The sequence below is a fragment of the Psychrobacter sp. UBA5136 genome (assembly GCF_002414005.1).
Classification (GTDB): domain Bacteria; phylum Pseudomonadota; class Gammaproteobacteria; order Pseudomonadales; family Moraxellaceae; genus Psychrobacter.
On sequence record NZ_DHYG01000011.1, the window covers coordinates 44127 to 55858 of the forward strand.

Annotated in this window: 10 protein-coding genes; 5 read left to right on the forward strand and 5 right to left on the reverse strand. The window is 44.0% G+C overall.

Features of this window, described 5'->3' with window-relative positions:
* Positions 1–78: 78 nt before the first annotated feature.
* The gene (locus B4240_RS01685) at positions 79–1134 is read right to left on the reverse strand and encodes a siderophore ABC transporter substrate-binding protein (RefSeq protein WP_296236490.1); all 1056 of its coding nucleotides are present in this window, start codon (positions 1132–1134) and stop codon (positions 79–81) included.
* Between the two features lie 370 nt (positions 1135–1504).
* On the opposite strand from B4240_RS01685, the gene B4240_RS01690 reads away from it, so the two are divergent.
* The 3 genes from B4240_RS01690 (at position 1505) to B4240_RS01700 (ending at position 3876) form a co-directional block, all read left to right on the forward strand.
* The gene (locus B4240_RS01690) at positions 1505–2518 is read left to right on the forward strand and encodes an energy transducer TonB (protein WP_296236491.1); all 1014 of its coding nucleotides are present in this window, start codon (positions 1505–1507) and stop codon (positions 2516–2518) included.
* A gap of 154 nt (positions 2519–2672) precedes the next feature.
* On the forward strand, positions 2673–3377 hold the full coding sequence (locus B4240_RS01695) for a MotA/TolQ/ExbB proton channel family protein (RefSeq protein ID WP_296236492.1): 705 nt from the start codon (positions 2673–2675) through the stop codon (positions 3375–3377).
* A gap of 97 nt (positions 3378–3474) precedes the next feature.
* The gene (locus tag B4240_RS01700) at positions 3475–3876 is read left to right on the forward strand and encodes an ExbD/TolR family protein (protein WP_296236493.1); all 402 of its coding nucleotides are present in this window, start codon (positions 3475–3477) and stop codon (positions 3874–3876) included.
* Positions 3877–4113: 237 nt separating this feature from the next.
* Here the strand turns inward: B4240_RS01700 and B4240_RS01705 are convergent, their stop codons facing one another.
* Complete coding sequence (locus B4240_RS01705; RefSeq protein WP_296236495.1) at positions 4114–4650, reverse strand: DUF2799 domain-containing protein; 537 nt, start codon at positions 4648–4650, stop codon at positions 4114–4116.
* A gap of 347 nt (positions 4651–4997) precedes the next feature.
* Here B4240_RS01705 and B4240_RS01710 point away from each other — a divergent pair, with 347 nt between their 5' ends.
* Positions 4998–5555, forward strand: coding sequence for a hypothetical protein (locus B4240_RS01710; protein ID WP_296236503.1), 558 nt, complete (start codon positions 4998–5000; stop codon positions 5553–5555).
* Positions 5556–5841: 286 nt separating this feature from the next.
* Positions 5842–8508 carry a type I DNA topoisomerase gene (gene topA, locus B4240_RS01715; RefSeq protein WP_296236504.1) on the forward strand — a complete coding sequence of 889 codons (2667 nt, stop codon included), beginning with the start codon at positions 5842–5844 and terminating at the stop codon, positions 8506–8508.
* 163 nt (positions 8509–8671) lie between these two features.
* Here the strand turns inward: topA and B4240_RS01720 are convergent, their stop codons facing one another.
* The 3 genes from B4240_RS01720 to B4240_RS01730 all read right to left on the reverse strand — a co-directional run bounded on the left by B4240_RS01720 (position 8672) and on the right by B4240_RS01730 (position 11506).
* On the reverse strand, positions 8672–9229 hold the full coding sequence (locus B4240_RS01720; protein ID WP_296236505.1) for a superoxide dismutase family protein: 558 nt from the start codon (positions 9227–9229) through the stop codon (positions 8672–8674).
* A 216-nt stretch (positions 9230–9445) separates the two neighbouring features.
* Positions 9446–10552, reverse strand: coding sequence for an META domain-containing protein (locus B4240_RS01725; RefSeq protein WP_296236506.1), 1107 nt, complete (start codon positions 10550–10552; stop codon positions 9446–9448).
* Positions 10553–10591: 39 nt separating this feature from the next.
* Positions 10592–11506, reverse strand: coding sequence for an META domain-containing protein (locus tag B4240_RS01730; protein ID WP_296236507.1), 915 nt, complete (start codon positions 11504–11506; stop codon positions 10592–10594).
* Between the last annotated feature and the right edge of the window lie 226 nt (positions 11507–11732).

Consider the following 11732-nt stretch of genomic DNA (forward strand, 5'->3'; position numbering starts at 1 on the left):
CTGGCTTACAAATAAAGTATGAAAATTGTCATGAGCAGCAACGGTTATAAACAACAGTTGCTTGCATAGCGATAGGATTTATTTTGCCTTAGCAAAAGCGTTTTTAATCGTCGTTAAATCTTGTATCCACTGATAATAACCACCAAAGGCAAGGTAAGAGTCTGGGCTTAGATACACCACTTGGTCTTTATTCCACGCCGTGGTTTGCGCGACCAATGGATTGTCTAGCACGGCTTTGGCACCAGCGCCATCTTCACCAATCGCGGCGCTGCGATCGACGACAAATAACCAGTCAGGATTGGTTTTTTGTATGTATTCAAATGAGATTGGCTGACCGTGACGCGCATCCGTTATTTGGTCATCTGCCATTGGAATATCTAACACACCGTGAATAAAGCCGTAGCGCGACTTATCACCATAGGCTGACAGCTTATTGCCGTTAACCATGACCACCAAGCCTTTACCTTTATTGTCTTTTGTTAAGGCTTTTGTCTCATCAATAAGCGCGTCGATATTGCCTTGCAATTTTAACGCTTGATCGCTTTTACCAAATAAAGCTCCCAAATCGTGCAAACGCTGCTTGCTTGATTCGTAGATATTTGCCGTATCAATACTCATATCGAGCGTTGGCGCGATACTTGATAGCTCGTTGTATTTTTCTGCCATACGCGAACCGATCAAAATAGCTTGCGGCTGCATCGCGTTTAAAGCCTCAAGGTCTGGCTCAAATACCGTACCAACTTCTTTAGGATCAGGGTGTACTTTAGATTGTAAATTATCTAGGTGCAGCCCACTTGGCATACCGTCAACCGCCACGTCGAGCGCCGCCAAGTCTTGCATCAAAGTCATGTCATAAACGACCAATGGTGATGGGTTCATCGCCAAGTCAACCTTGCCTTTTACCGTATCCACAGCAATGGTTGCAACAGAAACGTTGTCATTTTCAGCAACGTTTGAAGCGGCATCGGCCGTTTGGTTTTCAGCTTTGGTTTCGTTTATCTCATTATCACTCGAGTCAGGCGAGCTACAACCTGCTAGGCCAACACTGGCGATGAGCGCTGTCATCATGGCAGCTAATAATGGACGTTTAAAAAGTGGGCTGGCAGTACGATTAGAACATGAAGTAGTAGACATAAATAACTCGGTATATCAAAGGTTTGGTTGGTATTATTATAAAAATGATAAAGAAAACGGCGGAACAATGAATAAGCAAGCGCGGGTTTATAAGCAGCGTTTGACGTTAACTTGCTTTTTTAACATAACAAAACAACTGTCATAATAAAGTAATTGAGACTTATTATCAATATTAATGATAATGGTTTTTATTAAGCACTTTTTGTTTTTGAAACGACTTTGCTTAAGAGCTTTGCTCAAGAACTTTGCTTAAGAGCGTTATCTAAGATGGGCGGTAAAAAAATAGAGGAGTTAAACATTTACTATTGATAATAGTTATCGTTTGCATTATTATCAACGCCATTCTATGACGGTTAAATGTTAGGGTGTTATGAGTTCAACGGATTTAGACGCGCCACCACTCAGATTGGTACTTATCGCTACCATTTTAGTGGTTGGGCTACACGTGCTGACAGCAATCGCTTTAGTGGTAATCAAGGCGCCTGCACCTAAAGTTGAGCTTGCAAAAGAAACGCCGCCGCTTGAGATTCAAATGGTCACATTACCTGCTAAGCCTGCCGTAAAGGTGGCCGAGCGTGTGGTCGCTGAGGTAGAAGAAACCCCAGAACCTAAATCTGAACCTAAACCTAAACCTGAGCCCACTCCTAAGCCTAAGCCGGAACCACAACAAAAAGTGGAAGCGGTTACGCAAGAAGATCCAGTGGTAAAAGAGGAAAAGCCAACGGTTCAAAAAGAAACGCCGCCACAAAAGCAGCCTATAAAAGAACCACCCGTAAAGAAAAAAATAGAAGACAAACCAGCAAAGCAAAAACAAATAGATGCTGATAAAACAGCCGCTGACGAGCAGCGCCGTATGATAGCCGCGCAGGCAGAAAAAGCCGCACAAAAAGCGCAAGCGCAGGCAAGAGCTATGCAAGAAGCAAACGCGCAAGCTGCCCGTGAGGCGCAAGCACAGGCAGACGCCAACGCTGCAAAAGAAGCTGCAAAAGAAGCCGCGCAAAAAGCAGCACGAGCAAAGGCTGAAAGAGAAGCAGAGGCCGCTGCCCGAGCAGAGGCTGATGCCAAAGCTGCGGCGGCAGCGAGTAATGAGCCCGTCAACTTTACTGCCAGCGCCGCCAACTGGGCGTCGGCGCCAAACTTTAGCTTTCCTGATCGCGCCGCTCGCCGAGCCCGTTCAGGCGATACGCTCAACGTGGTGCTGGTGTTGAGAGTGAATAAACAAGGCGGTATTGATAGCGTGCGTGTTGCCCAGTCATCTGGAAATGCGCTGTTAGATAAAGAAGCGCAGCGCCAAGTACGCTCAGGGAAATTTAAGCCCTTTACCAAAAACGGCGTACCAGTGGTCGGTAATGTCACCCTACCAATCGCTTATGCGGTTCCGTAGATATATAACAATAGAGATATATACAGGTATATAGCAACTAGGTGTGACAAAGAAATACGCCAATAAGTATTTGAAATGTAATAAATATTTAAAATATGCCGAGCTGCAAATCATAAAATGACAAGTAACGACATCCCACTTTAAGGAATCTGATATGGATTTTACAACCTACTGGCAATATAGCGACACGGTAACCAGAACCTTATTCTTTTTGCTCATCGCTTTATCTGTCGCCTCTTGGGTGACTGGTATCATCCGCATCCTACAAAGCCGCAAATTGGCGGCTAGCGTTGCCGATGATTTGAGTGCGCAGATTCATAGTAAACAGGCAAGTTTGGTTGAGAGCGATGCCGCGTCAAGGCGTTTGGTGATTGAGCAGACGTTGCTTCAGCATATCGGTCGCTACCGTTTTGCCAGTGAGCGCGGATTGCCGATACTGGGCACCACAGCCGCAATTGCGCCATTTATTGGTTTGTTTGGTACGGTTTGGGGAATTTTTCATGCACTGCATAACATCGGTACCACTGGCCAAGCGGGATTAGGCCAAGTAGCGGGACCCGTCGGTGAAGCCCTTATTATGACGGGTTTGGGGATTGCCGTTGCCATTCCAGCGGTGGTATTTTATAACCTTGCGGTGCGTATCAATCGCCGCGTGATGTATCACGCCAATGATAGAGCGCATGATTTATTGGCGCAATCTAGCGAGCTTGCCTCTTTCAAGCAAGCGCCAGCCCAAAACTCAGCAGCTCAGCAAGCCACGACTGCTACTCAAGCGCAGTTAACAAAAAATGCAAATACAGACAAGCAAGCGGTGCAATCATCTGAGCATTATCATAAATCCGCGCCATCGCAGTTGTAATGACTCTTCAGTAGAGAAAAATAAGGCAAAAAGCAACGCGAAAACCAGTTAAAAGCACGAGCAGCAAAGACGACAACCAACGGTATTGAGAACAATTATGGCATTTCAATTGGGTGATGATGACAGTCAAAGCATGAATGAGATGAACCTTATTCCGCTTATCGATATCATGCTGGTATTGATGATTATCTTTTTATTGACGGCGACCGTACTGAATCCAACGGTGCCATTGGATCTGCCAAAGACCAGCGCCGCGGTCAATGAAACGCCGCCAGAGGCCATTCAAATTAGTATCGATAAAGATGCAGGTTTATTTTGGGATGATGAGCCTATCAGCATGGAAGCACTAGACACGCGTCTGCAAGCGGAGTCGGCGAGCGGTAAAGATCCTTCTATCCAATTGCGAGCAGACAAAGAAGGCAAGTACGATACCGTCGCACAAGTATTGGCGGCTGCCAGTCAAGCGGGGTTAACTAAGATTGCGTTTGTTAACGAATAACGCGCAGATAAATGAGCATTAAAAATGAATCAGTGGTTAAGAGTAACTGCTAAAACAATAAGCTACCAAGATAAACCAGCAGGCTTAGCAATAAGAAAATAATCAAGACAATAAGAAGAATAATTACAATAATAAAATTTCTCTCCCGCCTCGCTTGGGCAACCTTGCGAGGTTATCTTTTTTTAGTAGCCCTTAACCTAAGTCAGTAGATTATATAACAGCTACCAACTAGAGCGATTACCAACCATAACCAAACGGACGATAACCATAGCCTAAACGCGGTCCATAACCAAACGGATAGGGCGAGCGCAGATAATCGAGGTCACGCTGGCGGATATAATAGTAGCGCCCCTGCGCGTAGGCTTCTTCAAGCTTTTCGATGCCTTCGAGCGGACAAACCGGCTGCCAATCATAGCCTTCGCGGCCTAATTTATAGGCATTGAGCTCGGTACAATAGTTTTTCAGTCCTTGCTGTCGTCCTTGCTCCCACAATACGCGGTTTGGCGTTGCCCCAACGATGCTTGCACATTGATTGGTATAGTTGCCAAAGTAAGCACCCGAACGCCCGTGAAGTCCATCGACATAGCCGACTTCCTGCCAATTGCTGTTTTGGCACTGTTCAGGCGTTAGACTTTGCGTGGTTGCGCAGCCCGATAAGGTAAATAAGGCCGCGCCTATCAGAGAAATAGTCAGTTCAGATTTACTCATAACTTTACCGCCACATTTGCTCACCAATGCAGCGGTCGATGAGTTTTGCTTAAGAAGATAATTCATAATAAACCTGCGCGCGTTTAAAATTATGGTTTATCATAGCACTTTTTTACACGGCCAATTTTTTGCATCTTGTTGTTAAATGAGGCGCTTTCTGTACTAAGTATTTGATATGCCACTATAAATAATAAGGCGGCGATAAGTGTCAGCTTTGCTTAGTATTTAGCTATTTATAAACGATAGCTTTTGCCTACGCTTAATTTTTGCTTGATTTTTAAAGGTTTGCGCTCATTATAAGCAGCTAGGTATGAGAGGGTTTATAAAAGCGGTTTATATAAACACGCTTACAAGTTATTAACCCTGTTTTCATGGTTAGCACTACATTAATTTTGTTAAAAGGTCAGACGGTTATGGGCATGTGGATTGCGATTGCCATTGTACTATTCGTATTAGGGAGTATGATGGCGCTCAAACCTAGCGGTATCGACCAGCGCTTGGATAAGCTGCGCATGACGGCGCGCCGTTTACAGCTCAATCCAAAGCTGGTCACTTGCCCAGATTGGGTAAAGGGTAAAGACAACGAATATGGCCGCGGCATGATTGGACAATATGGTTTGGTACTCGATAATGTAAAGCTGCCCTTAACGCGCTATCAGGTGATAGATGGACAATGGCGCCCCATAAGCGATGTCAATAGTAGTGATAACAATAGTAGCGATGACAATAGCTTGCCAATTCAAGCCAATTTTAGTTTAGATAAAGAGCCTTTAGCGCTGCCAGCTAGCATCGAGCCTTTTGTAAAAGCGTTATCGATTAAGTCAAATAGTATTGTTATTTACTGGGAAGATATCGCTTATGTACGCCCCGCGACCAATCCTGCTTATAAGCAACAAGCGATTGAAAGCGACTTACTAATACTAAAAGAAAAGCTTGAGAAATGGGCGCTGCAGATGCAGAAGTCGCCATAAAAATCGCGGCAAGCTAGTAAATTATTTTTTCGTCTCCATTAAAAGGTATTATGCAAGCGCTTTTGGCAAACTCTCAGTCATTTTAAGTTGACAGTTTAACGCCTAGCAGTGTAACGTCTTTATAACTGTACTTATGCGTTACGGTTATTGTTTGTTTGTTTTATAACCGTTTTTATCGGCAGTCCTTACTACAATAATTCGCTGAGCCATTATAACTAACTATTATAAATTGCCATGCTGCCAAATTTAACCTTATTTTATTTTACTTATTATGGTGTCGTCACTTATGGCAAAAACCTCAACCAAAAAAAGCCCAGCCACGGCAAAAGACCAACCCAAAGGCAAGTCTTTGGTGATTGTAGAATCACCCGCCAAGGCCAAAACGATTAACAAGTACTTGGGCGATGATTTTATTGTCCGCTCAAGTATTGGTCATGTCCGTGATTTGCCTGTGGGCGCAAGCAAAAGTACGAAGAAGCCAGCCGCAAGCAAAAAAGATGACAGTCTGAGCAAAGAAGAGAAAACCCAGCAAGCATTGGTACGGCGCATGGGCGTCGACCCTGAGCACGATTGGGCGGCAGTCTATGAAGTATTGCCAAATAAAACCAAGGTTATTAAAGAGCTGAAAGCCTTAGCCAAGGATGCCGATAAAATCTATCTGGCAACGGATATGGATAGAGAAGGGGAAGCGATTGCTTGGCACCTAAAAGAAGTCATCGGCGGCCCAGACAGCAAATATGAGCGCGTGGTCTTTAACGAGATTACCAAATCTGCGATTCAAAATGCTTTTAAGCAGCCATCAAAGCTCGATATCGACCGCGTCAATGCCCAGCAAGCGCGGCGCTTTTTAGACCGCGTGGTTGGCTTTATGGTGTCGCCGCTACTGTGGCAAAAAGTGGCTCGCGGTTTATCAGCAGGTCGCGTGCAGTCGGTTGCTATGCGTTTGGTCGTCGAGCGTGAGCATGAAATCCGCGCCTTTATCCCAGAAGAGTACTGGCAAATTCATGCTGACACCCACGTTGCTAATAGCAAAACCAAAAAATCTACAGACGCCGAGCAAGATGCGATTCGCTTAGAGGCAACCAAACAAGGCGGTAAAACGCTTAAATTGGTAAACAAAGAACAGACCGATAAAGTCCTAGAAGTGCTAAAAGCAAGCGACTTTGTCGTCAAAGAGCGTGAAGAAAAGCCCACGCAGTCACGCCCAAGTGCGCCGTTTATCACCTCGACTTTGCAACAAGCAGCCAGCACGCGGCTGGGCTTTTCGGTTAAAAAAACCATGATTTTGGCGCAGCGTCTATACGAAGCCGGTCACATCACTTATATGCGTACTGATTCGACCTTTTTATCTGGCGATGCGCTTGCTGCCGGGCGTGGTTATATCGAAGACAACTATGGCGATAAATACGTGCCAGAAAAGCCGAATTTCTATGGCAATAAGCAAGGCGCACAAGAGGCGCATGAGGCGATTCGTCCATCTAACGTCAATATGAAATCAACGCAGCTAAAAGGCGTTGAGCGTGATGCTATCCGTCTGTATGAGCTGATTTGGCGTCAGTTTGTTGCTTGTCAGATGACGCCTGCAAAATACTTATCCGTGAATTTATTTGTTGCGGCAAGCGATGTTGAACTAAAAGCGCGCGGCCGTACCTTAGTATTTGATGGCTTTACTAAAGTCATGCCACCAGCGAAGTCCGACGATACTTTGCTTCCAGATGTTAAAAAAGGCGATAAATTAACGCTTGATAAGCTTGATCCGAGCCAACACTTTACCAAGCCGCCACCGCGTTATACCGAAGCAAGTCTGGTGAAAGAGCTTGAGAAAAAAGGCATTGGTCGTCCATCAACTTATGCTTCTATCATCTCAACCATTCAAGATCGCGGCTATGTAAAGCTTGAGAATAAGCGCTTATTTGCCGAAAAAATGGGCGATATCGTCACCGATAGATTGACCGCAAGTTTCCCAGATTTGATGGATTACACCTTTACTGCTGCATTAGAAGACAAGCTTGACCACGTTGCTGAAGGCGATACCGACTGGAAAGATGTCCTCGATAATTTCTATGGCGACTTTAAAAAGACCCTTGATCGCGCCAAAGAAAAAGACGGCATGCGCCCAAATGATCCGACCGATGTGCCAGACGTGCACTGCGATATTTGCGATCGTCCGATGCAGCTGCGTACGGGTTCAACGGGTGTGTTCTTAGGTTGTACGGGTTATAACTTGCCGCCAAAAGAGCGCTGTAAGGGCACCAAAAACTTAATGCCAGTTGAAGCGTTTGCCAATCTTGATGATGGCGACAGCGATGATGAAGCAGCCGAAGTCAAAGATTTGATGGAGAAAAAGCGCTGCCCGAAATGCGGTACGGCGATGAATGGCTATATCGTCGATGGTGGGCTTAAGCTGCATATCTGCGGTAATAACCCGGATTGCGACGGCTATATCCTAGAAGAAGGTAAGTTTGAGGTACCGGGTTCAGATGCGCCAACCATCGACTGTGACAAATGTGATGGGCAAATGGAGCTAAAGACGGGGCGTTTTGGGCCATACTTTGCATGTCAGAAATGTGATAACACCCGTAAAGTGCTTAAAACGGGTGAAGCAGCGCCGCCGCGTATGGAGCCAATTCATATGCCGGAGCTAAAATCAACCAAGCATGATGATTACTTTATCCTACGTGAAGGGGCGGCTGGGATGTTCTTAGCGGCGTCTAAATTCCCAAAAGTCCGCGAAACCCGTCCGCCAAAGCTGGCTGAGCTACGCGACATCAAAGATAAAATGGAAGATAAATTCCAGTATTTGTTTGAAGGTCCAGATGAAGATCCTGATGGCAATCCAACGATTTTGCGCTGGTCACGCAAGAAAAAGGAGCAGTATATCGGCTCTGAGAAAAACGGTAAGGCCACGCGTTGGGGCCTGTATTGGCGTAACGGCGAGTGGGTAGAAGAGTAACGGCGTCCGCCTTATGGCTTAAAACTATCGATAATGTTAAGCTGCAAAAAAGCCTCTTAGGTCATCTAAGAGGCTTTTTTATGCTATAAACTTTTACGAAACCAACAGCATTTAACTTTTAGCACTATTGATTAAACCTTATTAGGTCTTTTCTGATTAAACCTTAGGTCTTTTCGATAATACCACAGGCGACGCGCTCGCCTGAATTACCAGCTGGCTGGCTCTTATAGTCGTCAGTACCGCTATGCACGATAAAGGCTCGACGGTTAACGCTATATTTACCGACATCAGCGGTAGAGATTTTCTTGTTCACATAATTAATGGTTGCCACGCCATTAGCATCGGCGGTTAAGTTTGGTAAATCGCCTGCATGACCATTCATGTCATCAGGATGAGAGTGGGGCTTGTTGTCTGGGTTAAAGTGACCGCCTGCCGCTTTACCCATATTGGCACAGCTACCCGTCTCATGAATATGCAGAGCCACAGTTTTGCCGGGCTGCAAGTTCATAAGCTTACCGTAAACTTGGACGCCGCCATTAACCGGGCGCAAGAAAATCTGTCCCACTTCGCTTTTATTACCAGTAACCGCTTTAATGGTTGATTTTAGCGCTGGTTGATTGACAGGATTGCCCGTGTGCATTTGACCTTCTACCGTTTGGCAGCCAGTCATCGCTAGAGCAGAACCACATAATAGGGCACTTGCAAGCATCGTCTTACTCATTATTATCTCCATTTGTATGTAATCGTTATGATGAACTTCTGTGTTCATGATTTTATTTAAATGCTCGAACTTTATTTTTAAAACGCTTTTTCAAACTTTGCTTTTCAAACATTGTTTAATGTCGCAATCAGTATAGCCAAGGATTAAACATAACTATTCATCAAATGCGCAACAATCCGTGAATAAATGTAAATAACGTATGGGTTTGAAAATCGTTTATGGGGTTTTCTTTAATTCGTTTTGCCAAACTAAAGTTTCGCCTGTTGCCGTCTTTTGCAATAAATTATAGCGAGGCATATCGGTCTGATTGTCAGCTGTGGAGGCTATTGGTTGTGAAGGTTGCAAACTTAACGTTAGCTGACTGCTGCTATCACGCATTAAATCAAACAAAGCGGACTCGATTCTATTGCCTGTCTCACCGCAGCCCATTACAGTGCTGATGATGGTGCCGACTTTGAAAGTATTATCATTGAGTAAAAAATAGGGCGCACGCGAGCCGTTACAGCCTGAGCTAAAGGATGCGTATTGATTGTTAGGCCAACTCTCAAAGCTCGCTGAAATAGGATGATCAGGATGATAAAAATTGCCCAAAGATTTTCTAGTTAATTCCCCTTTTTCATCGTAAGTATTACTGACAGCGCTGACCAGCTGCCAATCGTAGCGCTCCAATAACTCGTTAGTAATGGGCAATCCAGTGGGAGCGGCTAATGCTTTAGGTGAACCTATAAAAATTAAGCGATTACCGTTTTCGATATTAAGTGCCAAACGTTTAGGGGCTGCTTGTATGGCGACTGGCGCTGATTGTGATGTTAAATGCGAAGCTGGCAATAACTCAAAATTAAGCCTAACAGGTGCGTACTTAACAAATAACGATTGAATACTATTATCCTCTCTAATTGCAGTATCAGTATTATTGTCGTTATGACAAGTTGTGGGAACTTTAGCAAGATGAGAATAATAGGGATAAGGCGGCGCGGACAGCGCATGAAAATCCATTCTATACTGCTCACAGCCTTGGTAAAGACTGATGGAACTAGGTGCTACTTGTAAGATAATCGGTGCAAAATTATTTATATCGACAGTTTTACCGTTTTGATTAATCACTTGTGCCAACTGCCAATCATAGTGAGCTACCCATTGCATTACTTGTGATTCTTTAATTACTATCTCGTCAGTAAAGTTAGATTTATCTTTAGTAATAGGTGCGTTGACGATAGTGGTCTGCTGGGTACTATCCAATGGCGCAGACTGGCAGCCCATTAACGCCACTGCTACAGACAAGCTGATAATAGTTAATGAGCGCTTTATAGTTGGCAGGAGCATTGTAAAATCCTTTTTAAAAAATATGAAAATGAATAGGAGCTAAGATATTTTCTTTACTTCGTTTTTCCAAATGAGTGTTTCGCCAGAATCGAGTTCTTGGGTTAGCAAGTAATAAGGTAAGCTTGGAGCATCGCTATTGATATTTGGCAATTGTCGTAAGGTCAATTGGCTTTTGCTTAACTGTTCAAGCTCACGAATTTTATCTTCAGCAGCTTCACGTTTGGGACTACAGCCCATCATTGTTTGGGGGCTTGAACCGATTAATAATTTACTGTCAGGCGTTAAAATGTAAGGACCACCAACGCCATTACAATCAGAGCTAAAGCCAACATGATGTTCATCGTTATATACTGGATAACCAAAATAGGCAGTCACTGGAAAATCTGGACGACTAAGCTCAACAATGGTTTTTTTATTGCTATCGACCGCACTTACCAATCGCCATTGATATTCTTTTAGAAACTCATAAGTAATGGGCAGCCCAGTTACTGGTCGTAGGGTCTTAAGTGTACCTTCAAATATGAGCTGCTTGTCCTGAACATTTAATGCCAATTCATAAGGTTTAGGCTTTATTGAAGTAAGTTTATTCAACAAGGAAAAATATTTCGATGTTGTTTGCGTTGATGGTGGAATGATTCTAAGGTTAAAACGTCCTCTACCATACTCAGGAAATAGTTGTTCTAAATACTGAAGGATATTGCTCGCTGCTTGTTTATTGGTTATTAAGCAAGAGGGCGGTGTGATAGTTGTTACACCGTATGAGCTGTAAGTGTAATCTTGATAACCATCATGGTTTAAGCGGTAGCGTTGGCAGTCGTATTTAAATACTAGATTGCTAGGTCGCACGTCCAGCATTAACGGCGGTATGGAATCGACATCATTAACAATACCTTGATTGTCTATCCAGCGCACCAATTTCCAATCAAAGCGATTGATACTTTCAATATTTATCACTTGCTCAGATAGCATTGGAGCAGAAGTTCTAGAGCCAGTCACTATTGAGTTAGCGGGTGTAGAACTATCTTTTGCAATATTGGACTGACAACCTATTAACGCTGCCGGAAAAGAGATAGCGAGCAATAAGGATAGAGTTAAGCGGTTTAAAATCAGGTGGTTTAACATTATGGCTATTACCAAATAAACATTTGTCTAAAATATAATACCAAACCCAAAATATATA

Excerpts from the sequence above, each read along its gene's own strand:
- B4240_RS01705 (WP_296236495.1), bottom strand. The coding sequence starts at position 4,650 with ATGAATTATCTTCTTAAGCAAAACTCATCGACCGCTGCATTGGTGAGC.
- B4240_RS01725 (WP_296236506.1), bottom strand. The coding sequence starts at position 10,552 with ATGCTCCTGCCAACTATAAAGCGCTCATTAACTATTATCAGCTTGTCT.
- B4240_RS01710 (WP_296236503.1), top strand. The coding sequence starts at position 4,998 with ATGGGCATGTGGATTGCGATTGCCATTGTACTATTCGTATTAGGGAGT.
- B4240_RS01700 (WP_296236493.1), top strand. The coding sequence starts at position 3,475 with ATGGCATTTCAATTGGGTGATGATGACAGTCAAAGCATGAATGAGATG.
- topA (WP_296236504.1), top strand. The coding sequence starts at position 5,842 with ATGGCAAAAACCTCAACCAAAAAAAGCCCAGCCACGGCAAAAGACCAA.
- B4240_RS01685 (WP_296236490.1), bottom strand. The coding sequence starts at position 1,134 with ATGTCTACTACTTCATGTTCTAATCGTACTGCCAGCCCACTTTTTAAA.
- B4240_RS01690 (WP_296236491.1), top strand. The coding sequence starts at position 1,505 with ATGAGTTCAACGGATTTAGACGCGCCACCACTCAGATTGGTACTTATC.
- B4240_RS01720 (WP_296236505.1), bottom strand. The coding sequence starts at position 9,229 with ATGAGTAAGACGATGCTTGCAAGTGCCCTATTATGTGGTTCTGCTCTA.
- B4240_RS01695 (WP_296236492.1), top strand. The coding sequence starts at position 2,673 with ATGGATTTTACAACCTACTGGCAATATAGCGACACGGTAACCAGAACC.